The organism is Streptococcus infantis (assembly GCF_021497965.1).
Taxonomy (GTDB): domain Bacteria; phylum Bacillota; class Bacilli; order Lactobacillales; family Streptococcaceae; genus Streptococcus; species Streptococcus infantis_B.
In genome coordinates, this window is record NZ_CP046525.1 from 102,695 (window position 1) to 122,564 (window position 19,870).

The following is a 19,870-nucleotide window of genomic DNA, read 5'->3' on the forward strand; positions in this document are numbered from 1 at the left end:
CACTTTTCTCATAGCGGGAGGAGTACATGGGATTACGCAGACCAACATTGGCAGATAAAGGAACCATTCTAAACATGATGGCAGAGTTTGAACAGACTCAATCAGCCCACGATGGTGGATTTTGGGATGCTGAGAACTTTGATTATGAGAATTGGCTAGAAACTAACCTTAATAAAGAAATGGGAATAAACTTGCCTGAAAATCGCGTTCCATCAATTCAGTTCGTATTGTTTGATGAATCAGATCATGCTTTAGGTTTTTTAAATTTACGGTTGAGACTAAATGAAGGATTGCTGAATTATGCTGGCCATATCGGCTATTCCATCCGCCCTTCTGAAAGGGGAAAAGGTTATGCTAAGGAAGCTCTCCATCAAGGTCTTCAAGTAGCTAAGGAGAAAAACATTCATCGTGCTTTGGTGACTTGTAGCACAGAAAATCCTGCCAGCCGAGCTGTTATCTTAGCTAATGGTGGGAAGTTAGAGGATGTTCGAAATGGGACGGAGCGCTATTGGATAGAGTTGGAGTAGAAAGTATGACATGGAATACACCAAAACCAGGCGAGTGGAAGAGTGAGGAGCTTAGTCAGGGACGTATTATTGATTATAAGGCTTTTAACTTTGTGGATGGCGAAGGGGTGCGCAATTCGCTTTATGTAGCAGGATGTATGTTTCACTGTGAAGGTTGCTACAATGTAGCGACCTGGTCATTTAATGCCGGGATTCCTTATACACCAGAGTTGGAAGAACAGATTATGGCAGATCTTGCCCAGCCTTATGTTCAAGGTTTGACCCTACTCGGTGGAGAGCCATTCCTGAATACTGGAATTCTTTTGCCTCTCGTTAAACGCATTCGGAAAGAATTGCCAGAAAAAGACATCTGGTCTTGGACAGGCTACACCTGGGAAGAAATGATGTTAGAGACGCCTGATAAATTAGAACTTTTATCCCTGATTGATATTCTCGTCGATGGCCGCTATGATAAGAGCAAACGCAACCTTATGTTGCAGTTCCGTGGCTCTTCTAACCAACGAATCATCGATGTACAAAAGTCTCTTCAAAGTGGAAAGGTAGTCATTTGGGACAAGCTTAACGATGGAAAAGAAAGCTATGAACAGGTGAAGAGAGAATGAAGAAAAAAGACTTAATAGAACAACTAGTCTCAGAGATAGAAACTGGAAAAGTAAAAACGCTGGGTATCTACGGCCATGGAGCTTCAGGAAAATCAACTTTTGCTCAAGAATTGTACCAAGAACTTGATTCCCAAAAGGTAAATTTACTAGAGACAGATCCCTACATTACTTCGGGACGACATTTAGTGGTACCTAAAGAGACACCAGACCAAAAAGTGACAGCATGTTTACCAGTAGCGCATGAGCTGGCAAGTTTACAAAGAGATATTCTTGCTCTGCAAGCGGGTATGGACATCTTAACAATTGAGGAACCCTGGAAGGCTAGTGAGATTTTATCTGGAGAAAAAACGATTTTGATTGTCGAAGGGATGTCTGTTGGTTTTTTACCCAAGGAACTTTTTGACAAAACCATTTGTTTCTACACAGATGAGGAGACCGAATTAAAGAGACGTCTAGCTCGAGATACGACTGTGAGGAAAAGCGAAGCCTCGTTTGTTCGTGAGACTCATCAAATCGGACGCGGACAATATCGCCGTTATTATCAAGAAACAGAAAAAGAGGCGGATGTGTTAATTAACCAATCTCAAAATCAGTTTCAAATAGAAAATGACTATTAAAGAACTATTTAAATAGGAAAAGATATATATAAATTGAGAATAGATTGTCTTTTTTGTTTCAGAAATGTACGAAAACAGTTTCATCTAAAAAATTTAAAAAATCCTGTCAAATCCCTTGCAATCGCAGGGGCTTTGTGTTATTCTATTATGGTGCTGTAAATTACAGCCTTAGCTTTGATGCAAGAGGTTGCGACACGCTCGGTTGCATTGCCACGCAACGCGCGTCGGTTTTCTTGTGGAGCTAGCCTATTATCTTAAATAGACGAAAAGGAGAAAAAGATGGCAAACAAAAAAATCCGTATCCGTTTGAAAGCTTACGAACACCGTACGCTTGACACAGCGGCTGCAAAAATCGTAGAATCAGCTACTCGTACAGGTGCACAAGTTGCGGGTCCAATCCCACTTCCAACTGAGCGTAGCCTCTACACAATCATTCGTGCGACTCACAAATATAAAGATTCTCGCGAACAATTCGAAATGCGTACACACAAACGTTTGATCGACATCATCAACCCAACTCAAAAAACAGTTGACGCTTTGATGAAATTGGATCTTCCAAGTGGTGTAAACGTAGAAATCAAACTTTAATTTAAAGCTTGATACCTTGAGCATAAAAAACGCTCGTTAAAAACTTTTTGAATAAAAAATATAGAAAAGGAACTATTTTCTCATGACAAAAGGAATCTTAGGGAAAAAAGTGGGAATGACTCAAATCTTCACTGAAGCTGGCGAATTGATCCCTGTAACAGTTATCGAAGCAACTCCAAACGTTGTTCTTCAAGTTAAAACTGTTGAAACAGATGGTTACAACGCTATCCAAGTTGGTTTCGATGACAAACGCGAAGTATTGAGTAACAAACCTGCTAAAGGACATGTAGCAAAAGCTAACACGGCTCCTAAGCGCTTCATTCGTGAATTCAAAAACGTTGAAGGCTTGGAAGTTGGTGCTGAAATCACAGTTGAAACTTTCGCAGTTGGAGACATTGTTGATGTAACTGGTACATCTAAAGGTAAAGGTTTCCAAGGTGTTATCAAACGCCACGGACAATCACGTGGACCTATGGCTCACGGTTCTCGTTACCACCGTCGTCCAGGTTCTATGGGACCTGTTGCACCTAACCGCGTATTCAAAGGTAAAAACCTTGCAGGACGTATGGGTGGCGACCGTGTAACAATTCAAAATCTTGAAGTTGTACAAGTTGTTCCAGAAAAGAACGTTATCCTTATCAAAGGTAACGTACCAGGTGCTAAGAAATCTCTTATCACTATCAAGTCAGCAGTTAAAGCTGGTAAATAATAAGGAAAGGGGAATACAGTCAAAATGGCAAATGTAACATTATTCGACCAAACTGGTAAACAAGCGGGCGAAGTTGTTCTTAACGATGCAATCTTTGGTATCGAACCAAACCAATCTGTTGTGTTTGATGTGATCATCAGCCAACGCGCTAGCCTTCGTCAAGGAACTCACGCAGTTAAAAACCGCTCAGCTGTTTCAGGTGGCGGACGCAAACCATGGCGTCAAAAAGGAACTGGACGTGCTCGTCAAGGTTCTATCCGCTCTCCACAATGGCGTGGTGGTGGAATCGTCTTCGGACCAACTCCACGTAGCTATGCGTACAAACTTCCTCAAAAAGTTCGTCGCCTTGCGCTTAAATCTGTTTACTCAGAAAAAGTTGCTGAAAACAAATTTGTAGCCGTTGATTCTCTTGAATTTACAGCTCCAAAAACTGCTGAATTTGCAAAAGTTCTTGCAGCTTTGAGCATCGATTCTAAAGTCCTTGTTATTCTTGAAGAAGGAAACGAATTCGCAGCTCTCTCAGCTCGTAACCTTCCAAACGTGAAAGTTGCGACTGCTACAACTGCAAGTGTTCTTGACATCGCAAATAGTGACAAACTTCTTGTTACTCAAGCAGCTATCTCTAAAATCGAGGAGGTTCTTGCATAATGAATTTGTATGATGTTATCAAAAAACCTGTTATCACTGAAAGCTCAATGGCTCAACTTGAAGCAGGAAAATATGTATTTGAAGTTGACACTCGTGCACACAAACTTTTGATCAAGCAAGCTGTTGAAGCTGCTTTTGAAGGTGTTAAAGTTGCAAATGTTAACACAATCAACGTAAAACCTAAAGCTAAACGTGTTGGACGTTACACTGGTTTTACTAACAAAACTAAAAAAGCTATCATCACTCTTACAGCTGATTCAAAAGCAATCGAGTTGTTTGCTGCTGAAGCTGAATAATCTAAGGAGGAAATATCGTGGGAATTCGTGTTTATAAACCAACAACAAACGGTCGCCGTAATATGACTTCTTTGGATTTCGCTGAAATCACAACAAGCACACCAGAAAAAACTTTGCTTGTTGCTTTGAAGAATAAGGCTGGTCGTAACAACAACGGTCGTATCACTGTTCGTCACCAAGGTGGTGGACACAAACGTTTCTACCGTTTGGTTGACTTCAAACGTAACAAAGACAACGTTGAAGCAGTTGTTAAAACTATCGAGTACGATCCAAACCGTTCTGCAAACATTGCTCTTGTACACTACACTGACGGTGTGAAAGCTTACATCATCGCTCCAAAAGGTCTTGAAGTTGGTCAACGTATCGTTTCAGGTCCTGAAGCAGATATCAAAGTCGGAAACGCTCTTCCGCTTGCTAACATCCCAGTTGGTACTTTAATCCACAACATCGAATTGAAACCAGGTCGTGGCGGAGAATTGGTACGTGCTGCTGGAGCTTCTGCTCAAGTTTTGGGTCAAGAAGGTAAATACGTTCTTGTTCGTCTTCAATCAGGTGAAGTTCGTATGATTCTTGGAACTTGTCGTGCAACAGTTGGTGTTGTCGGAAACGAACAACATGGACTTGTAAACCTTGGTAAAGCAGGACGTAGCCGTTGGAAAGGTATCCGCCCAACAGTTCGTGGTTCTGTAATGAACCCTAACGATCACCCACACGGTGGTGGTGAAGGTAAAGCACCAGTTGGTCGTAAAGCGCCATCTACTCCATGGGGCAAACCTGCTCTTGGTCTTAAAACTCGTAACAAAAAAGCGAAATCTGACAAACTTATCGTTCGTCGTCGCAACGAGAAATAATTTTAAACTAGTCGCTTAAGTGCTAGATAATCCGCCAGCTCGGTAGCGCTCCTCGTGAGCGCAAGCCGCTGTGGTACTATATTTAAAGGAGAAAATATTAAAATGGGACGCAGTCTTAAAAAAGGACCTTTCGTCGATGAGCATTTGATGAAAAAAGTTGAAGCTCAAGCTAACGACGAAAAGAAAAAAGTTATCAAAACTTGGTCACGTCGTTCAACGATCTTCCCAAGTTTCATTGGTTACACTATCGCAGTTTATGATGGACGTAAACACGTACCTGTTTACATCCAAGAAGACATGGTAGGTCACAAGCTTGGTGAATTTGCACCAACTCGTACTTACAAAGGTCACGCCGCAGACGACAAGAAGACACGTAGAAAATAAGGAGAACATAAATGGCAGAAATTACTTCAGCTAAAGCAATGGCTCGCACAGTACGTGTTTCACCTCGTAAATCACGTCTTGTTCTTGACAACATCCGTGGTAAAAGCGTAGCCGATGCAATCGCAATTTTGACATTCACTCCAAACAAAGCTGCTGAAATCATCTTGAAAGTGTTGAACTCAGCTGTAGCTAACGCTGAAAACAACTTTGGTTTGGATAAAGCTAACTTGGTAGTATCTGAAGCATTCGCAAACGAAGGACCAACTATGAAACGTTTCCGACCACGTGCGAAAGGTTCAGCTTCACCAATCAACAAACGTACAGCTCACATCACTGTAGCTGTTGCAGAAAAATAAGGAGGTAAAATCGTGGGTCAAAAAGTACATCCAATTGGTATGCGTGTCGGCATCATCCGTGATTGGGATGCCAAATGGTATGCTGAAAAAGAATACGCGGATTACCTTCATGAAGATCTTGCAATCCGTAAATTCGTTCAAAAAGAACTTGCTGACGCAGCAGTTTCAACTATTGAAATTGAACGCGCCGTAAACAAAGTTAACGTTTCGCTTCACACTGCTAAACCAGGCATGGTTATCGGTAAAGGTGGTGCTAACGTTGATGCACTCCGTGCAAAACTTAACAAATTGACTGGAAAACAAGTACACATCAACATCATCGAAATCAAACAACCTGATTTGGATGCTCACCTTGTTGGTGAAGGAATTGCTCGTCAATTGGAGCAACGTGTTGCTTTCCGTCGTGCACAAAAACAAGCAATCCAACGTGCAATGCGTGCTGGAGCTAAAGGAATCAAAACTCAAGTATCAGGTCGTTTGAACGGTGCAGATATCGCCCGTGCTGAAGGATACTCTGAAGGAACAGTTCCACTTCACACACTTCGCGCAGATATCGATTACGCTTGGGAAGAAGCAGATACTACATACGGTAAACTTGGTGTTAAAGTATGGATCTACCGTGGTGAAGTTCTTCCAGCTCGTAAAAACACTAAAGGAGGTAAATAACCAATGTTAGTACCTAAACGTGTTAAACACCGTCGTGAATTCCGTGGTAAAATGCGCGGTGAAGCTAAAGGTGGAAAAGAAGTAGCATTCGGTGAATACGGTCTTCAAGCTACAACTAGCCACTGGATCACTAACCGCCAAATCGAAGCTGCTCGTATCGCCATGACTCGTTACATGAAACGTGGTGGTAAAGTTTGGATTAAAATCTTCCCACACAAATCATACACAGCTAAAGCTATCGGGGTTCGTATGGGATCTGGTAAAGGAGCACCTGAAGGTTGGGTAGCACCGGTTAAACGTGGTAAAGTAATGTTCGAAGTTGCTGGTGTATCTGAAGAGATCGCTCGCGAAGCGCTTCGTCTTGCAAGCCACAAATTGCCAGTTAAATGTAAATTCGTAAAACGTGAAGCAGAATAAGGAGAAGGCATGAAACTTAATGAAGTAAAAGAATTTGTTAAAGAACTTCGTGGTCTTTCTCAAGAAGAACTCGCGAAGCGCGAAAACGAATTGAAAAAAGAATTGTTTGAACTTCGTTTCCAAGCTGCTACTGGTCAATTAGAACAAACAGCTCGCTTGAAAGAAGTTAAAAAACAAATCGCTCGTATCAAAACAGTTCAATCTGAAGCGAAATAATAGACTAGGGAAGGAGAAATTTCAATGGAACGCAATAATCGTAAAGTTCTTGTTGGACGTGTTGTATCTGACAAAATGGACAAGACAATCACAGTTGTAGTTGAAACAAAACGTAACCACCCAGTCTATGGTAAACGTATTAACTACTCTAAAAAATACAAAGCACATGATGAAAACAATGTTGCCAAAGAAGGCGATATCGTACGTATCATGGAAACTCGCCCGCTTTCAGCTACAAAACGTTTCCGTCTTGTAGAAGTTGTTGAAGAAGCGGTTATCATCTAATCAAGCCTGAAAGGAGAAAACTGAAATGATTCAAACAGAAACTCGTTTGAAAGTCGCTGACAACAGCGGTGCACGCGAAATCTTGACTATCAAAGTTCTTGGTGGTTCTAAACGTAAATTTGCGAACATCGGTGATGTTATTGTGGCATCTGTAAAACAAGCTACTCCTGGTGGTGCGGTTAAAAAAGGTGACGTTGTTAAAGCAGTTATCGTTCGTACTAAATCAGGTGCTCGTCGTGCTGATGGTTCATACATCAAATTTGACGAAAACGCAGCAGTTATCATCCGTGACGATAAAACTCCTCGCGGAACACGTATCTTTGGCCCAGTTGCACGTGAATTGCGTGAAGGTGGCTTCATGAAGATCGTGTCACTTGCTCCAGAAGTACTTTAATCAATAAAAACAAACACAGTCCCCTGGCCTAGCCAGGGTGCCCATTGGGCGTAAGAATAAAAGGAGAAAAAAATGTTTGTAAAAAAAGGCGACAAAGTTCGCGTAATCGCTGGTAAAGATAAGGGAACAGAAGCTGTTGTCCTTACTGCCCTTCCAAAAGTAAACAAAGTTATCGTTGAAGGTGTTAACATCATTAAGAAACACCAACGTCCAACTAACGAACTTCCTCAAGGTGGTATCATCGAGAAGGAAGCAGCTATTCACGTATCAAACGTTCAAGTTTTGGACAAAAATGGTGTAGCTGGTCGTGTTGGTTACAAATTTGTAGACGGTAAAAAAGTTCGCTACAACAAGAAATCAGGCGAAGTGCTTGATTAATCACGAAGGAAAGGAGAAGTATAATGGCAAATCGTTTAAAAGAAAAATATCTTAATGAAGTAGTTCCTGCTTTGACAGAACAATTCAACTACTCATCAGTGATGGCTGTGCCTAAAGTAGATAAGATCGTTTTGAACATGGGTGTTGGTGAAGCTGTATCAAACGCTAAAAGCCTTGAAAAAGCCGCTGAAGAATTGGCGCTTATCTCAGGTCAAAAACCACTTATCACTAAAGCTAAAAAATCAATCGCCGGCTTCCGTCTTCGTGAAGGTGTAGCGATCGGTGCAAAAGTTACCCTTCGTGGTGAACGTATGTACGAATTCTTGGATAAATTGGTTTCAGTTTCACTTCCACGTGTACGTGACTTCCATGGCGTTCCAACAAAATCATTTGATGGACGCGGAAACTACACACTTGGTGTGAAAGAACAATTGATCTTCCCAGAAATCAACTTTGATGACGTTGACAAAACTCGCGGTCTTGACATCGTTATCGTAACTACTGCTAACACTGACGAAGAGTCACGTGCATTGCTTACAGGCCTTGGAATGCCTTTTGCAAAATAATATAGGAGGTATAACTAATGGCTAAAAAATCTATGATTGCTAAGAACAAACGCCCAGCGAAGTTCTCTACTCAAGCATACACTCGCTGTGAACGTTGTGGACGTCCACACTCAGTTTACCGCAAGTTTAAACTTTGCCGTGTTTGCTTCCGTGAATTGGCATATAAAGGTCAAATCCCTGGTGTAACAAAAGCATCTTGGTAATAACATGATACAAAGAGCGTAACAACCCCAGCAAAAATAGGAGATTTAGTGCAGGAGCAATGCTCCAAGACAAATCTATCTTTTTTGCCCAGGTTGTAGCTCGTGTTCAAATGAGATTATCTTGTTTGAATGTGTCAATACTATCTGAGCACAGCTCAATCATTAACTAGCAAGTGCAACTTGCAAACTACTAGTAAGAGGAGAAAAATAAAATGGTTATGACTGACCCAATCGCAGACTTCCTAACTCGTATTCGTAACGCTAACCAAGCAAAACACGAAGTACTTGAAGTACCTGCATCAAACATCAAAAAAGGGATTGCTGAAATCCTTAAACGCGAAGGTTTTGTTAAGAACGTAGAAATCATCGAAGATGACAAACAAGGCATCATCCGTGTATTCTTGAAATACGGAACTAACGGTGAACGAGTTATCACTAACTTAAAACGCGTTTCTAAACCAGGACTTCGTGTTTACAAAAAACGTGAAGATCTTCCAAAAGTACTTAACGGTCTTGGAATTGCTATCCTTTCAACTTCTGAAGGTTTACTCACTGATAAAGAAGCACGCCAAAAGAACGTTGGTGGAGAAGTTATCGCTTACGTTTGGTAATATTTAGCTCCCAATTTCGTTGTGACTCTTCGTTATTGTCTCTTGCCTAACTCAAAGTTATGTCTGCGAGACAATGCCTCGATTCACTTTGAAATTGAGACCTAAACATTAACTTTTAAATCAAAAAGATTTAAACCCCGTGAAAACTGGCCTTCAAAGGCCTGACAATTTAACAGGAGAATAAAAACATGTCACGTATTGGTAATAAAGTTATCGTGTTGCCTGCTGGTGTTGAAATCACTAACAATGACAACGTTGTAACTGTAAAAGGCCCTAAAGGAGAACTTACTCGTGAGTTCTCGAAAGATATTGAAATCCGTGTGGAAGGTACTGAAGTAACTCTTCACCGTCCAAACGATTCAAAAGAAATGAAAACTATCCACGGAACTACTCGTGCGCTTTTGAACAACATGGTTATTGGTGTTTCAGAAGGATTCAAGAAAGAACTTGAAATGCGTGGGGTTGGTTACCGTGCACAACTTCAAGGATCAAAACTTGTTTTGGCTGTAGGTAAATCTCACCCAGACGAAGTTGAAGCTCCAGAAGGAATTAGTTTTGAACTTCCAAACCCAACAACAATCGTTGTTAGCGGAATTTCAAAAGAAGTAGTTGGTCAAACAGCTGCTTACGTACGTAGCCTTCGTTCACCAGAACCTTATAAAGGTAAAGGTATCCGTTACGTTGGCGAATATGTTCGTCTTAAAGAAGGTAAAACTGGTAAATAATGTTGAGTGGTTGATTATCAACCACCAACCACATTACCAACTTTGTGCATAGCACACGATTTAAAATTAAAGAGGTGAAAACTGTGATTTCTAAACCAGATAAAAACAAACTCCGCCAAAAACGCCACCGTCGCGTACGCGGAAAACTCTCTGGAACTGCTGATCGCCCACGTTTGAACGTATTCCGTTCTAATACAGGCATCTACGCTCAAGTGATTGATGACGTAGCGGGTGTAACGCTCGCAAGTGCTTCAACTCTTGACAAAGAAGTTTCAAAAGGAACTAAAACTGAACAAGCCGTTGCTGTCGGTAAACTCGTTGCAGAACGTGCAAGTGCTAAAGGTATTTCAGAAGTGGTGTTCGACCGCGGTGGATATCTATATCACGGACGTGTGAAAGCTTTGGCTGATGCAGCTCGTGAAAACGGATTGAAATTCTAATAGGAGGACACTAGAAAATGGCATTTAAAGACAATGCAGTAGAACTTGAAGAACGCGTAGTTGCTGTTAACCGTGTTACAAAAGTTGTTAAAGGTGGACGTCGTCTTCGTTTCGCAGCTCTTGTAGTAGTTGGTGACCGCAATGGTCGTGTAGGATTTGGTACTGGTAAAGCTCAAGAAGTTCCAGAAGCAATCCGCAAAGCAGTAGAAGATGCTAAGAAAAACTTGATCGAAGTTCCTATGGTCGGAACAACAATTCCACATGAAGTTCTTTCAGAATTCGGTGGAGCTAAAGTATTGTTGAAACCTGCTGTAGAAGGTTCTGGAGTTGCCGCAGGTGGTGCAGTTCGTGCCGTTGTGGAATTGGCAGGTGTGGCAGATATTACATCTAAATCACTTGGTTCTAACACTCCAATCAACATTGTTCGCGCAACTGTTGAAGGTTTGAAACAATTGAAACGCGCTGAAGAAGTTGCTGCCCTTCGTGGTATTTCAGTTTCTGATTTGGCATAAGAAAGGGGATAAAATGGCTCAAATTAAAATTACTTTGACTAAGTCTCCAATCGGACGCATTCCATCACAACGTAAAACTGTTGTAGCACTTGGACTTGGCAAATTGAACAGCTCTGTTATTAAAGAAGATAACGCTGCAATCCGTGGTATGATCACTGCAGTATCTCACTTGGTAACAGTTGAAGAAGTAAACTAATGATTATTTAGGGGATGTGCATATGACCATCCCCTAAAACTAGATATAGTCATCTTAGATGACACAGTATAGGCGAGTTGATAAAGGAGACAACCTTTTCTCCTTTATCGGCGCTAGCATTTTACAAAAGAGGAGAAAAAAATGAAACTTCATGAATTGAAACCTGCAGAAGGTTCTCGTAAGTCACGTAACCGTGTTGGACGTGGTACTTCATCAGGTAACGGTAAAACATCAGGCCGTGGTCAAAAAGGTCAAAAAGCTCGTAGCGGAGGCGGTGTACGTCTTGGTTTTGAAGGTGGACAAACTCCATTGTTCCGTCGTCTTCCAAAACGTGGATTTACTAACATCAACGCTAAAGAATATGCTATTGTAAACCTTGATCAATTGAACGCCTTTGATGACGGTGCTGAAGTAACTCCAGTGGTACTTGTAGAATCAGGAATTGTTAAATCTGAAAAATCAGGTATCAAAGTTCTTGGTAACGGTGAGTTGACTAAGAAATTGACTGTTAAAGCAGCTAAATTCTCTAAATCAGCTGAAGAAGCTATCACTGCTAAAGGTGGTTCTGTTGAAGTCATCTAAGTGAGGTGACCTATGTTTTTTAAATTATTGAGAGAAGCATTCAAAGTTAAACAAGTTCGATCAAAAATTCTATTTACAATTTTTATCGTATTTGTATTCCGTATCGGTACAAGCATTACTGTACCATGGGTAAATGCAAATAGCTTGAACGCTTTGAGTGGACTATCCTTCTTGAATATGTTGAGCTTGGTGTCAGGGAATGCCATGAAAAACTTCTCAGTTTTTGCACTTGGTGTTAGTCCCTACATCACAGCCTCAATCGTCGTCCAACTCTTGCAAATGGATTTATTGCCAAAATTTGTAGAGTGGGGCAAACAAGGGGAAGTAGGTCGTAGAAAGTTAAATCAAGCGACTCGATACATTGCCCTTGTGCTTGCATTTGTTCAATCAGTCGGGATTACTGCTGGTTTTAACGCTCTGTCTGGAGCTAAACTATTGACTGTACCACTTACACCACAAGTATTCCTTATAATTGGTGGAATTTTAACAGCAGGAAGCATGATTGTAACCTGGTTGGGAGAGCAAATCACAGATAAAGGATATGGGAATGGTGTTTCAATGATTATCTTTGCAGGGATTGTTGCTTCAATTCCTGATATGATTAAGGGCATCTATGTAGATTACTTTGTCAATGTACCAAGCAGTCGTTTGACATCGTCTCTCATTTTTGTTGCCATCTTAATCATTGCTGTATTGGTAATTGTTTACTTTACAACTTACGTTGAACAAGCTAAGTACAAGATACCAATTCAGTATACAAAGGTAGCTCAAGGTGCACCATCAAGTTCCTATCTTCCTTTGAAGATTAACCCTGCTGGGGTTATCCCTGTTATCTTTGCCAGCTCAATTACAGCAGCGCCGGCAGCAATCTTACAATTCGTAAGTGCATCTGGTCTTAACTGGGAGTGGGTAAAAACAGCTCAAGAGTTGGTATCTACATCAACTCCTTCAGGTGTTGCTTTGTATGCTCTGTTGATTATTCTCTTTACATTCTTCTATACATTTGTACAGATTAATCCAGAGAAAGCTGCAGAGAATTTACAAAAGAGTGGAGCTTATATCCATGGTGTCCGTCCAGGTAAAGGGACAGAAGAGTACATGTCAAAACTTCTTCGTCGTCTCGCTACTGTCGGATCCCTCTTCCTAGGTGTTATTTCTATCTTACCTATAGTAGCTAAAGATTTATTTGGCCTTTCAGAAGTTGTTGCTTTTGGGGGAACAAGTTTGCTCATCATTATCTCTACAGGTATTGAAGGAATTAAACAATTGGAAGGTTATCTATTGAAACGTAAATATGTTGGTTTCTTAGATACAACAGAATAATTGTAATAGAAAATAAAATTCACTATTGCTCAGAGAGTGGAGTGTAAAAATCAAAGACCTAGTCAGATTTTTATCTCCTCTCTTCTATTTTGTTTTTAAATAGGAGTTGAAATGAATTTTTGCTTCTATTTAAAAATAAAAAAGGAGTTTGAATCATGAATCTTTTGATTATGGGTTTACCTGGTGCAGGTAAGGGAACACAAGCAGCAAAAATTGTTGAACAATTTCACGTTGCTCACATCTCAACAGGTGACATGTTCCGTGCAGCAATGGCTAACCAAACTGAAATGGGTGTGTTAGCGAAGTCATATATTGACAAAGGCGAGTTGGTTCCAGATGAAGTTACAAACGGAATCGTTAAAGAACGTCTTTCTCAAGATGATATTAAAGAAACTGGCTTCTTGTTGGATGGGTATCCACGTACTATTGAACAAGCACATGCTTTAGATAAAACATTGGCTGAACTTGGTATTGAGCTAGAAGGTGTCATCAACATCGAAGTAAATCCAGATAGTCTTTTAGAGCGTTTGAGCGGACGTATCATTCATCGTCAAACTGGAGAAACTTTCCATAAAGTATTCAATCCACCAGTTGATTACAAAGAGGAAGATTACTACCAACGTGAAGATGATAAACCTGAGACAGTAAAACGTCGTTTGGATGTTAATATTGCTCAAGGCGAACCAATCATTGCTCACTATCGCGCTAAAGGTCTTGTACATGATATCGAAGGTAACCAAGATATCGATGATGTCTTTAAAGATATCGAAAAGGTATTGACAAATTTGAAATAAAAGCGTTTTTCAGACTTGCAAAATGTCTTGACAAATGTTATACTGAGTTAGTCTGACTTATAATTGTTGTCTCTGTGTCTAGAGGCATCAAATCGAAATTTAGGGAGGTACTTTTGCGTGGCAAAAGACGATGTGATTGAAGTTGAAGGCAAAGTAGTCGATACAATGCCGAATGCAATGTTTACGGTTGAACTTGAAAATGGACATCAGATTTTAGCAACAGTTTCTGGTAAAATTCGTAAAAACTATATTCGTATTTTAGCGGGAGATCGTGTTACTGTTGAAATGAGTCCATATGACTTGACACGTGGACGTATCACTTACCGCTTTAAATAATCGAAAAACTTGGAGGGATAAGAAATGAAAGTAAGACCATCGGTCAAACCAATTTGCGAATACTGTAAAGTAATTCGTCGTAATGGCCGTGTTATGGTAATTTGCCCAGCAAATCCAAAACACAAACAACGTCAAGGATAAGATAGAAAGGAGAAAACATGGCTCGTATTGCTGGAGTTGACATTCCAAATGACAAACGTGTAGTTATCTCATTGACTTATGTCTATGGTATCGGACTTGCAACATCTAAGAAAATCTTAGCAGCTGCTGGAATTTCAGAAGATATTCGCGTTCGCGACCTTACATCAGATCAAGAAGATGCTATCCGTCGTGAAGTTGATGCAATTAAAGTTGAAGGTGACCTTCGTCGCGAAGTAAACTTGAACATCAAACGTTTGATGGAAATCGGTTCATACCGTGGTATCCGTCACCGTCGTGGACTTCCTGTCCGTGGACAAAACACTAAAAACAACGCTCGCACTCGTAAAGGTAAAGCTGTTGCGATTGCTGGTAAGAAAAAATAATATAGGAGGTAAAAGTCTTGGCTAAACCAACACGTAAACGTCGTGTGAAAAAGAATATCGAATCTGGTATTGCGCATATTCACGCTACATTTAATAACACTATTGTTATGATTACTGATGTGCATGGTAATGCAATCGCTTGGTCATCAGCTGGTGCTCTTGGTTTTAAAGGTTCTCGTAAATCTACACCATTTGCTGCTCAAATGGCTTCAGAAGCTGCTGCTAAATCTGCACAAGAACACGGTCTTAAATCAGTTGAAGTTACTGTAAAAGGTCCAGGTTCTGGTCGTGAGTCAGCTATTCGTGCTCTTGCTGCCGCTGGTCTTGAAGTAACAGCAATTCGTGATGTGACTCCAGTGCCACACAATGGTGCTCGTCCTCCAAAACGTCGCCGTGTATAATCATTACCTTTACACTGCTTTTCGTTTAAGAGGGAGTAACTAAATGATCGAGTTTGAAAAACCAAATATAACAAAAATTGATGAAAATAAAGATTATGGCAAGTTTGTAATCGAACCACTAGAACGTGGATACGGTACAACACTTGGTAACTCTCTTCGTCGTGTACTTCTTGCTTCTCTTCCAGGGGCAGCTGTTACATCTATCGACATTGATGGAGTATTACATGAGTTTGATACAATTCCAGGTGTTCGCGAAGACGTGATGCAAATCATTCTGAACATTAAAGGGATTGCAGTTAAATCATATGTAAAAGACGAAAAGACTATTGAACTTGATGTTGAAGGACCTGCTGAAGTTACAGCTGGAGACATTTTGACTGATAGTGATATCGAAATCGTAAATCCAGATCATTATCTTTTCACAATCGGAGAAGGTGCTTCATTTAAAGCGACTATGACTGTAAACACTGGTCGTGGCTATGTACCTGCAGATGAAAATAAAAAAGATAATGCACCTGTTGGAACACTTGCTGTAGATTCTATTTATACACCAGTTACAAAAGTTAACTATCAAGTTGAACCTGCTCGTGTAGGAAGCAATGATGGTTTCGACAAATTAACCCTTGAAATCTTGACAAATGGAACTATTATTCCAGAAGATGCTTTAGGGCTTTCAGCACGCATTTTGACAGAACATCTTGATTTGTTTACAAATCTTACAGAGATTGCTAAATCTGCAGAAGTGATGAAAGAAGCTGATACTGAATCGGACGACCGTATTTTGGAACGTACGATTGAGGAACTTGACTTATCTGTACGCTCATATAACTGTTTGAAACGTGCTGGTATCAATACTGTGCATGATTTGACAGAAAAATCTGAAGCAGAGATGATGAAAGTAAGAAATCTTGGACGCAAGAGTTTGGAAGAAGTGAAACTCAAACTCATTGATTTGGGTCTTGGATTAAAAGATAAATAAAGGAGGAATACATGGCTTACCGTAAACTAGGACGCACTAGCTCACAACGTAAAGCAATGCTTCGCGATTTGACAACTGACCTTTTGATCAACGAATCAATCGTGACAACTGAAGCTCGTGCTAAAGAAATCCGTAAAACTGTTGAAAAAATGATTACTCTAGGTAAACGTGGTGATTTGCATGCACGTCGTCAAGCTGCTGCTTTCGTACGTAATGAAATCGCATCTGAAAACTATGATGAAGCAACTGATAAGTACACTTCTACTACAGCACTTCAAAAATTGTTCTCAGAAATCGCACCTCGTTACGCAGACCGTAACGGTGGATACACTCGTATCCTTAAAACTGAACCACGTCGTGGTGATGCAGCGCCAATGGCGATCATTGAATTAGTATAAAATCATCAATTTTGTTGAGTGTTATGATGATGGAGCCCTGTGCTCTTAGTCTAGCTCTGGTCTACCGCTAGGACTTTTGTCCTAGCGGGAACACTCATCATAAGATGGTCGGTAGACGCTTGTTTACGAAATTGTTTTTCTTTTAAGAACAATTTCGTAAGCAGGCGTTTTTTAGTTTTTTTGTTGTAAATGTGCTATACTGAGAAAAAAGAAAATCACAAAATTAGATTTTCTATAGTTTAAAAATGGAGGGTCGATATGAAAGCTATCATAACTGTAGTTGGAAAAGATAAAGGTGGGATTGTTGCAGGTGTTGCGACTAAGATTGCTGAATTAGGCTTAAATATTGATGATATTTCACAAACTGTCTTGGACGAGTTCTTCACAATGATGGCTGTGGTATCTAGTGAAGAAAAACAAGATTTTACTCATTTGAGAAATGAGTTTGAGGCTTTTGGTCAGACTTTGAATGTCAAAATCAATATTCAGAGTGCTGCGATTTTTGATGCTATGTATAATATCTAGGAGGCGTGTATGGATATTAGACAAGTCACTGAAACAATCTCAATGATTGAAGAGCAGAATTTTGATATCAGAACAATTACCATGGGAATTTCACTTCTAGATTGTATAGATCCAGATATTAATAAGGCTGCAGATAAAATTTATGATAAGATAACTAGCAAGGCCGCAAATTTAGTTGCTGTCGGGGATGAAATTGCAGCTGAACTTGGGATTCCAATCGTTAACAAACGCGTATCGGTAACGCCTATTTCTTTGATTGGAGCAGCAACAGATGCGACAGATTATGTAGTGTTAGCAAAAGCTTTGGATAGAGCTGCTAAAAAAATAGGTGTTGATTTTATTGGGGGATTTTCTGCCTTGGTACAAAAAGGTTACCAAAAAGGTGATGAAATTCTCATAAATTCTATCCCTCGTGCTTTGGCTGAAACGGATAAGGTCTGCTCCTCTGTCAATATCGGTTCAACCAAGTCAGGAATTAACATGACTGCTGTAGCTGATATGGGACGAATTATCAAGGAAACAGCTGAACTTTCAGAAATGGGAGCTGCGAAGCTAGTAGTTTTTGCCAATGCAGTCGAAGATAATCCTTTTATGGCGGGTGCCTTCCATGGTGTTGGTGAAGCAGATGTTATCATCAATGTAGGTGTTTCTGGTCCGGGTGTTGTTAAACGTGCCTTGGAAAAGGTTCGTGGGGAAAGTTTTGATGTAGTTGCTGAAACTGTTAAAAAGACAGCTTTCAAGATTACCCGTATCGGTCAACTAGTTGGACAAATGGCTAGCGAGCGCCTTGGAGTTGACTTCGGGATTGTAGATTTGAGCTTGGCGCCAACTCCAGCAGTAGGTGATTCTGTAGCTCGAGTTCTCGAGGAAATGGGGCTGGAAACTGTTGGCACTCACGGAACTACTGCAGCCTTAGCTCTGTTGAATGATCAGGTTAAAAAGGGTGGAGTTATGGCTTGTAACCAAGTTGGTGGCTTATCCGGTGCCTTTATCCCAGTATCTGAGGACGAGGGTATGATTGCTGCTGTGCAAAATGGTTCTCTTAATCTTGAAAAATTAGAAGCCATGACAGCTATTTGTTCGGTTGGTTTAGATATGATTGCTATCCCTGAGGATACTCCTGCTGAAACCATTGCGGCTATGATTGCTGATGAAGCTGCTATCGGGGTTATCAATATGAAAACAACTGCAGTTCGCATTATTCCTAAAGGTAAAGAAGGGGATAAGATCGAGTTTGGTGGTCTTTTAGGAACTGCTCCAGTTATGAAAGTAAACAAAGCATCATCTGTTGATTTTATTTCTCGTGGGGGTCAGATTCCTGCTCCAATCCATAGCTTTAAAAATTAGAGAAAAAAGTGAAGCTTTAAGTTCAATTTAAGGAAAACGGTATATACTACAATCATTAAATAAAGACCTCCTAACTTTATTTAATAGAATCCTAAACTTTTTCATAATAATCTCCGACAAAAGTCACTCTAAGAGTGACTTTTGTTTTTGATTTTGAAAACAGTAGTAAATTTTCGCTGAATTCTGGTCATTCATTTTTTAAATGGCCATTTTTTATGGCACAAATAGCCCGAAACCTTGCTATGATTGGCTTTTTGAAATTTTATGGTATAATAGTAGTAGTTTTATTAGATGGAGTATGATTTTTGAGAAAAAACTTTCGTGTAAAAAAAGAGAAAGATTTCGATGCCATATTTAAAGAGGGAGAAAGTGTAGCTAATCGAAAATTTGTTATTTATCGGTTAGAGAATCAGCAACAACATTTTCGAGTAGGGTTATCAGTTAGCAAGAAGTTAGGAAATGCTGTAACAAGAAATCAAATCAAGAGAAGAATTCGTCATGTTTTGATTGAAAATAGTAACCAGATAGTTGATAATGTAGACTTTGTTGTTATTGCTCGAAAAGGCGTTGAAACTTTAGAATATGCAGAAATCGAAAAAAACTTACTTCATGTTTTGAAATTAGCAAAGATATACCAGGAAGGAAATAGGAGTGAAGAAGAAATTACAATTGACTAGTTTGTTAGGTTTGTCCTTATTGGTAATGACTGCTTGTGCAACTAGTGAAGTCTCTGCTGATTCGTCAGATGTTTGGAGTAAACTTGTTTATTTTTTTGCTGAAACCATTCGTTTTTTGTCCTTTAATGTAAGTATTGGTTTAGGGATCATTATTTTCACAGTCTTGATTCGAACAATCTTATTACCGGTCTTTCAAACACAAATGGTAGCATCCAGAAAAATGCAAGAAGCGCAACCGCTAATAAAGGAATTGCGCGAACGTTATCCTGGTCGCGATATGGAAAGTCGTACTAAACTAGATCAGGAAACACGTAAATTATTTAAAGAATTAGGGATTAAGCAGTCTGCATCATTATGGCCACTTTTGATTCAAATGCCAATTCTATTGGCTCTTTTCCAAGCCTTATCGTACGTTGATTTTTTGAAGACTGGCCATTTTTTGTGGTTCAATCTAGGTGGAGTTGACACGACCTTGGTATTGCCAATTTTAGCTGCCCTGTTCACTTTCTTCAGTAGTTGGCTTTCAAACAAAGCCTTGCCCGAAAAAAATGGTGCAATGACAGCTATGATGTATGGAATGCCTGTCATCATCTTCTTTTTTGCAATGTCTGCACCAAGCGGTGTTGCTCTTTATTGGACGGTTTCAAACGCTTATCAAGTATTGCAAACTTACCTTTTGAACAACCCCTTCAAAATCATTGAAGAGCGTGAAGCGGATGTGAAGGCTAAGAAGGATTTAGAAGCTAAGAAAAGAAAAGCTCTGAAGAAAGCACAGAAAAAGAAAAAGTAAGGAGAAA

The 19,870-nt window shown here is 40.1% G+C and carries 36 protein-coding genes; all 36 read left to right on the top strand.

The annotated features are described in order from the left end of the window. The first annotated feature begins 26 nt into the window (after positions 1-26). The 36 genes from GOM46_RS00450 to GOM46_RS00625 all read left to right on the top strand — a co-directional run bounded on the left by GOM46_RS00450 (position 27) and on the right by GOM46_RS00625 (position 19,863). Positions 27-527, top strand: a complete 501-nt coding sequence (locus tag GOM46_RS00450; protein WP_235083646.1) for a GNAT family N-acetyltransferase — start codon at positions 27-29, stop codon at positions 525-527. Positions 528-532: 5 nt separating this feature from the next. After that, a complete protein-coding gene (gene nrdG, locus GOM46_RS00455) occupies positions 533-1,129 on the top strand; it encodes an anaerobic ribonucleoside-triphosphate reductase activating protein (RefSeq protein ID WP_045613165.1) in 597 nt (198 codons plus the stop codon). After that, complete coding sequence (locus GOM46_RS00460; protein WP_235083647.1) at positions 1,126-1,746, top strand: uridine kinase; 621 nt, start codon at positions 1,126-1,128, stop codon at positions 1,744-1,746. The genes nrdG and GOM46_RS00460 overlap by 4 nt, the downstream gene beginning before the upstream one ends. Before the next feature lie 279 nt (positions 1,747-2,025). Then, positions 2,026-2,334, top strand: coding sequence for a 30S ribosomal protein S10 (gene rpsJ, locus GOM46_RS00465; RefSeq protein WP_003009585.1), 309 nt, complete (start codon positions 2,026-2,028; stop codon positions 2,332-2,334). A gap of 82 nt (positions 2,335-2,416) precedes the next feature. Continuing rightward, positions 2,417-3,043, top strand: coding sequence for a 50S ribosomal protein L3 (gene rplC, locus GOM46_RS00470; protein WP_235083648.1), 627 nt, complete (start codon positions 2,417-2,419; stop codon positions 3,041-3,043). 24 nt (positions 3,044-3,067) lie between these two features. Next, entirely contained in the window at positions 3,068-3,691 is a 624-nt protein-coding gene (gene rplD, locus GOM46_RS00475) for a 50S ribosomal protein L4 (protein ID WP_000024549.1), read from the top strand. Further along, on the top strand, positions 3,691-3,987 hold the full coding sequence (locus GOM46_RS00480) for a 50S ribosomal protein L23 (RefSeq protein ID WP_001055347.1): 297 nt from the start codon (positions 3,691-3,693) through the stop codon (positions 3,985-3,987). The genes rplD and GOM46_RS00480 overlap by 1 nt, the downstream gene beginning before the upstream one ends. A 17-nt stretch (positions 3,988-4,004) precedes the next feature. Beyond that, positions 4,005-4,838 carry a 50S ribosomal protein L2 gene (rplB, locus tag GOM46_RS00485; protein WP_006144707.1) on the top strand — a complete coding sequence of 278 codons (834 nt, stop codon included), beginning with the start codon at positions 4,005-4,007 and terminating at the stop codon, positions 4,836-4,838. A 102-nt stretch (positions 4,839-4,940) separates the two neighbouring features. Then, the gene (gene rpsS / locus GOM46_RS00490) at positions 4,941-5,222 is read left to right on the top strand and encodes a 30S ribosomal protein S19 (RefSeq protein ID WP_000533766.1); all 282 of its coding nucleotides are present in this window, start codon (positions 4,941-4,943) and stop codon (positions 5,220-5,222) included. 11 nt (positions 5,223-5,233) lie between these two features. Then, the gene (gene rplV / locus GOM46_RS00495; protein ID WP_000818137.1) at positions 5,234-5,578 is read left to right on the top strand and encodes a 50S ribosomal protein L22; all 345 of its coding nucleotides are present in this window, start codon (positions 5,234-5,236) and stop codon (positions 5,576-5,578) included. A gap of 12 nt (positions 5,579-5,590) precedes the next feature. Next, a complete protein-coding gene (gene rpsC, locus GOM46_RS00500) occupies positions 5,591-6,244 on the top strand; it encodes a 30S ribosomal protein S3 (protein WP_000529936.1) in 654 nt (217 codons plus the stop codon). A 3-nt stretch (positions 6,245-6,247) separates the two neighbouring features. Continuing rightward, positions 6,248-6,661, top strand: coding sequence for a 50S ribosomal protein L16 (gene rplP / locus GOM46_RS00505; protein ID WP_000960948.1), 414 nt, complete (start codon positions 6,248-6,250; stop codon positions 6,659-6,661). Positions 6,662-6,670: 9 nt separating this feature from the next. Beyond that, positions 6,671-6,877: a 50S ribosomal protein L29 gene (rpmC, locus tag GOM46_RS00510; RefSeq protein ID WP_000772918.1), complete on the top strand. Its 207-nt coding sequence runs from the start codon at positions 6,671-6,673 to the stop codon at positions 6,875-6,877. Between the two features lie 24 nt (positions 6,878-6,901). Next, the gene (gene rpsQ / locus GOM46_RS00515) at positions 6,902-7,162 is read left to right on the top strand and encodes a 30S ribosomal protein S17 (protein ID WP_000440801.1); all 261 of its coding nucleotides are present in this window, start codon (positions 6,902-6,904) and stop codon (positions 7,160-7,162) included. 25 nt (positions 7,163-7,187) lie between these two features. Continuing rightward, positions 7,188-7,556, top strand: a complete 369-nt coding sequence (rplN, locus tag GOM46_RS00520) for a 50S ribosomal protein L14 (protein WP_000616547.1) — start codon at positions 7,188-7,190, stop codon at positions 7,554-7,556. Positions 7,557-7,628: 72 nt separating this feature from the next. Beyond that, positions 7,629-7,934 carry a 50S ribosomal protein L24 gene (gene rplX / locus GOM46_RS00525; RefSeq protein WP_235083649.1) on the top strand — a complete coding sequence of 102 codons (306 nt, stop codon included), beginning with the start codon at positions 7,629-7,631 and terminating at the stop codon, positions 7,932-7,934. Positions 7,935-7,957: 23 nt separating this feature from the next. Then, positions 7,958-8,500 carry a 50S ribosomal protein L5 gene (gene rplE / locus GOM46_RS00530; RefSeq protein WP_000013542.1) on the top strand — a complete coding sequence of 181 codons (543 nt, stop codon included), beginning with the start codon at positions 7,958-7,960 and terminating at the stop codon, positions 8,498-8,500. A 17-nt stretch (positions 8,501-8,517) separates the two neighbouring features. After that, positions 8,518-8,703, top strand: coding sequence for a type Z 30S ribosomal protein S14 (locus tag GOM46_RS00535; protein ID WP_001085699.1), 186 nt, complete (start codon positions 8,518-8,520; stop codon positions 8,701-8,703). Between the two features lie 212 nt (positions 8,704-8,915). Beyond that, positions 8,916-9,314, top strand: coding sequence for a 30S ribosomal protein S8 (rpsH, locus tag GOM46_RS00540; protein WP_006144711.1), 399 nt, complete (start codon positions 8,916-8,918; stop codon positions 9,312-9,314). Between the two features lie 188 nt (positions 9,315-9,502). Next, positions 9,503-10,039: a 50S ribosomal protein L6 gene (gene rplF, locus GOM46_RS00545; protein WP_235083650.1), complete on the top strand. Its 537-nt coding sequence runs from the start codon at positions 9,503-9,505 to the stop codon at positions 10,037-10,039. A gap of 83 nt (positions 10,040-10,122) precedes the next feature. Next, positions 10,123-10,479, top strand: coding sequence for a 50S ribosomal protein L18 (rplR, locus tag GOM46_RS00550; protein ID WP_004251098.1), 357 nt, complete (start codon positions 10,123-10,125; stop codon positions 10,477-10,479). Between the two features lie 17 nt (positions 10,480-10,496). Next, the gene (gene rpsE / locus GOM46_RS00555) at positions 10,497-10,991 is read left to right on the top strand and encodes a 30S ribosomal protein S5 (protein WP_004251100.1); all 495 of its coding nucleotides are present in this window, start codon (positions 10,497-10,499) and stop codon (positions 10,989-10,991) included. 13 nt (positions 10,992-11,004) lie between these two features. Continuing rightward, the gene (gene rpmD / locus GOM46_RS00560; RefSeq protein WP_000057241.1) at positions 11,005-11,187 is read left to right on the top strand and encodes a 50S ribosomal protein L30; all 183 of its coding nucleotides are present in this window, start codon (positions 11,005-11,007) and stop codon (positions 11,185-11,187) included. Between the two features lie 141 nt (positions 11,188-11,328). Then, positions 11,329-11,769, top strand: a complete 441-nt coding sequence (rplO, locus tag GOM46_RS00565) for a 50S ribosomal protein L15 (protein ID WP_006151070.1) — start codon at positions 11,329-11,331, stop codon at positions 11,767-11,769. Between the two features lie 12 nt (positions 11,770-11,781). Next, entirely contained in the window at positions 11,782-13,092 is a 1,311-nt protein-coding gene (gene secY, locus GOM46_RS00570) for a preprotein translocase subunit SecY (protein WP_235083651.1), read from the top strand. Between the two features lie 155 nt (positions 13,093-13,247). Beyond that, a complete protein-coding gene (locus tag GOM46_RS00575) occupies positions 13,248-13,886 on the top strand; it encodes an adenylate kinase (protein ID WP_045613186.1) in 639 nt (212 codons plus the stop codon). A 117-nt stretch (positions 13,887-14,003) separates the two neighbouring features. Beyond that, positions 14,004-14,222 carry a translation initiation factor IF-1 gene (gene infA, locus GOM46_RS00580; protein ID WP_001029883.1) on the top strand — a complete coding sequence of 73 codons (219 nt, stop codon included), beginning with the start codon at positions 14,004-14,006 and terminating at the stop codon, positions 14,220-14,222. A 24-nt stretch (positions 14,223-14,246) separates the two neighbouring features. Continuing rightward, complete coding sequence (rpmJ, locus tag GOM46_RS00585; RefSeq protein WP_001808836.1) at positions 14,247-14,363, top strand: 50S ribosomal protein L36; 117 nt, start codon at positions 14,247-14,249, stop codon at positions 14,361-14,363. A 17-nt stretch (positions 14,364-14,380) separates the two neighbouring features. Then, complete coding sequence (rpsM, locus tag GOM46_RS00590; protein WP_006151054.1) at positions 14,381-14,746, top strand: 30S ribosomal protein S13; 366 nt, start codon at positions 14,381-14,383, stop codon at positions 14,744-14,746. A 17-nt stretch (positions 14,747-14,763) separates the two neighbouring features. Then, the gene (gene rpsK, locus GOM46_RS00595; RefSeq protein WP_001118385.1) at positions 14,764-15,147 is read left to right on the top strand and encodes a 30S ribosomal protein S11; all 384 of its coding nucleotides are present in this window, start codon (positions 14,764-14,766) and stop codon (positions 15,145-15,147) included. A gap of 43 nt (positions 15,148-15,190) precedes the next feature. Further along, positions 15,191-16,126, top strand: a complete 936-nt coding sequence (locus tag GOM46_RS00600) for a DNA-directed RNA polymerase subunit alpha (protein ID WP_004251121.1) — start codon at positions 15,191-15,193, stop codon at positions 16,124-16,126. A gap of 11 nt (positions 16,127-16,137) precedes the next feature. Continuing rightward, positions 16,138-16,524 carry a 50S ribosomal protein L17 gene (gene rplQ / locus GOM46_RS00605; protein ID WP_004251124.1) on the top strand — a complete coding sequence of 129 codons (387 nt, stop codon included), beginning with the start codon at positions 16,138-16,140 and terminating at the stop codon, positions 16,522-16,524. 258 nt (positions 16,525-16,782) lie between these two features. Next, positions 16,783-17,049 carry an ACT domain-containing protein gene (locus GOM46_RS00610; RefSeq protein ID WP_006151049.1) on the top strand — a complete coding sequence of 89 codons (267 nt, stop codon included), beginning with the start codon at positions 16,783-16,785 and terminating at the stop codon, positions 17,047-17,049. Between the two features lie 9 nt (positions 17,050-17,058). Then, a complete protein-coding gene (locus tag GOM46_RS00615; RefSeq protein WP_235083652.1) occupies positions 17,059-18,396 on the top strand; it encodes a PFL family protein in 1,338 nt (445 codons plus the stop codon). Between the two features lie 305 nt (positions 18,397-18,701). Further along, the gene (gene rnpA, locus GOM46_RS00620) at positions 18,702-19,073 is read left to right on the top strand and encodes a ribonuclease P protein component (RefSeq protein WP_235083653.1); all 372 of its coding nucleotides are present in this window, start codon (positions 18,702-18,704) and stop codon (positions 19,071-19,073) included. Further along, on the top strand, positions 19,048-19,863 hold the full coding sequence (locus GOM46_RS00625) for a YidC/Oxa1 family membrane protein insertase (RefSeq protein WP_235083654.1): 816 nt from the start codon (positions 19,048-19,050) through the stop codon (positions 19,861-19,863). The genes rnpA and GOM46_RS00625 overlap by 26 nt, the downstream gene beginning before the upstream one ends. Positions 19,864-19,870 lie beyond the last annotated feature (7 nt).

Excerpts from the sequence above, each read along its gene's own strand:
- nrdG (WP_045613165.1), top strand. The coding sequence starts at position 533 with ATGACATGGAATACACCAAAACCAGGCGAGTGGAAGAGTGAGGAGCTT.
- rpsM (WP_006151054.1), top strand. The coding sequence starts at position 14,381 with ATGGCTCGTATTGCTGGAGTTGACATTCCAAATGACAAACGTGTAGTT.
- GOM46_RS00610 (WP_006151049.1), top strand. The coding sequence starts at position 16,783 with ATGAAAGCTATCATAACTGTAGTTGGAAAAGATAAAGGTGGGATTGTT.
- rpsS (WP_000533766.1), top strand. The coding sequence starts at position 4,941 with ATGGGACGCAGTCTTAAAAAAGGACCTTTCGTCGATGAGCATTTGATG.
- rplE (WP_000013542.1), top strand. The coding sequence starts at position 7,958 with ATGGCAAATCGTTTAAAAGAAAAATATCTTAATGAAGTAGTTCCTGCT.
- GOM46_RS00615 (WP_235083652.1), top strand. The coding sequence starts at position 17,059 with ATGGATATTAGACAAGTCACTGAAACAATCTCAATGATTGAAGAGCAG.
- rplV (WP_000818137.1), top strand. The coding sequence starts at position 5,234 with ATGGCAGAAATTACTTCAGCTAAAGCAATGGCTCGCACAGTACGTGTT.
- rplO (WP_006151070.1), top strand. The coding sequence starts at position 11,329 with ATGAAACTTCATGAATTGAAACCTGCAGAAGGTTCTCGTAAGTCACGT.
- rplF (WP_235083650.1), top strand. The coding sequence starts at position 9,503 with ATGTCACGTATTGGTAATAAAGTTATCGTGTTGCCTGCTGGTGTTGAA.
- GOM46_RS00535 (WP_001085699.1), top strand. The coding sequence starts at position 8,518 with ATGGCTAAAAAATCTATGATTGCTAAGAACAAACGCCCAGCGAAGTTC.
- rplQ (WP_004251124.1), top strand. The coding sequence starts at position 16,138 with ATGGCTTACCGTAAACTAGGACGCACTAGCTCACAACGTAAAGCAATG.
- GOM46_RS00600 (WP_004251121.1), top strand. The coding sequence starts at position 15,191 with ATGATCGAGTTTGAAAAACCAAATATAACAAAAATTGATGAAAATAAA.
- rplP (WP_000960948.1), top strand. The coding sequence starts at position 6,248 with ATGTTAGTACCTAAACGTGTTAAACACCGTCGTGAATTCCGTGGTAAA.
- rpmC (WP_000772918.1), top strand. The coding sequence starts at position 6,671 with ATGAAACTTAATGAAGTAAAAGAATTTGTTAAAGAACTTCGTGGTCTT.
- secY (WP_235083651.1), top strand. The coding sequence starts at position 11,782 with ATGTTTTTTAAATTATTGAGAGAAGCATTCAAAGTTAAACAAGTTCGA.
- rplC (WP_235083648.1), top strand. The coding sequence starts at position 2,417 with ATGACAAAAGGAATCTTAGGGAAAAAAGTGGGAATGACTCAAATCTTC.
- rplX (WP_235083649.1), top strand. The coding sequence starts at position 7,629 with ATGTTTGTAAAAAAAGGCGACAAAGTTCGCGTAATCGCTGGTAAAGAT.
- GOM46_RS00460 (WP_235083647.1), top strand. The coding sequence starts at position 1,126 with ATGAAGAAAAAAGACTTAATAGAACAACTAGTCTCAGAGATAGAAACT.
- rplD (WP_000024549.1), top strand. The coding sequence starts at position 3,068 with ATGGCAAATGTAACATTATTCGACCAAACTGGTAAACAAGCGGGCGAA.
- rplN (WP_000616547.1), top strand. The coding sequence starts at position 7,188 with ATGATTCAAACAGAAACTCGTTTGAAAGTCGCTGACAACAGCGGTGCA.
- rpsQ (WP_000440801.1), top strand. The coding sequence starts at position 6,902 with ATGGAACGCAATAATCGTAAAGTTCTTGTTGGACGTGTTGTATCTGAC.
- GOM46_RS00480 (WP_001055347.1), top strand. The coding sequence starts at position 3,691 with ATGAATTTGTATGATGTTATCAAAAAACCTGTTATCACTGAAAGCTCA.
- GOM46_RS00450 (WP_235083646.1), top strand. The coding sequence starts at position 27 with ATGGGATTACGCAGACCAACATTGGCAGATAAAGGAACCATTCTAAAC.
- rpsH (WP_006144711.1), top strand. The coding sequence starts at position 8,916 with ATGGTTATGACTGACCCAATCGCAGACTTCCTAACTCGTATTCGTAAC.
- rpmD (WP_000057241.1), top strand. The coding sequence starts at position 11,005 with ATGGCTCAAATTAAAATTACTTTGACTAAGTCTCCAATCGGACGCATT.
- GOM46_RS00575 (WP_045613186.1), top strand. The coding sequence starts at position 13,248 with ATGAATCTTTTGATTATGGGTTTACCTGGTGCAGGTAAGGGAACACAA.
- rpsE (WP_004251100.1), top strand. The coding sequence starts at position 10,497 with ATGGCATTTAAAGACAATGCAGTAGAACTTGAAGAACGCGTAGTTGCT.
- rpsJ (WP_003009585.1), top strand. The coding sequence starts at position 2,026 with ATGGCAAACAAAAAAATCCGTATCCGTTTGAAAGCTTACGAACACCGT.
- rpmJ (WP_001808836.1), top strand. The coding sequence starts at position 14,247 with ATGAAAGTAAGACCATCGGTCAAACCAATTTGCGAATACTGTAAAGTA.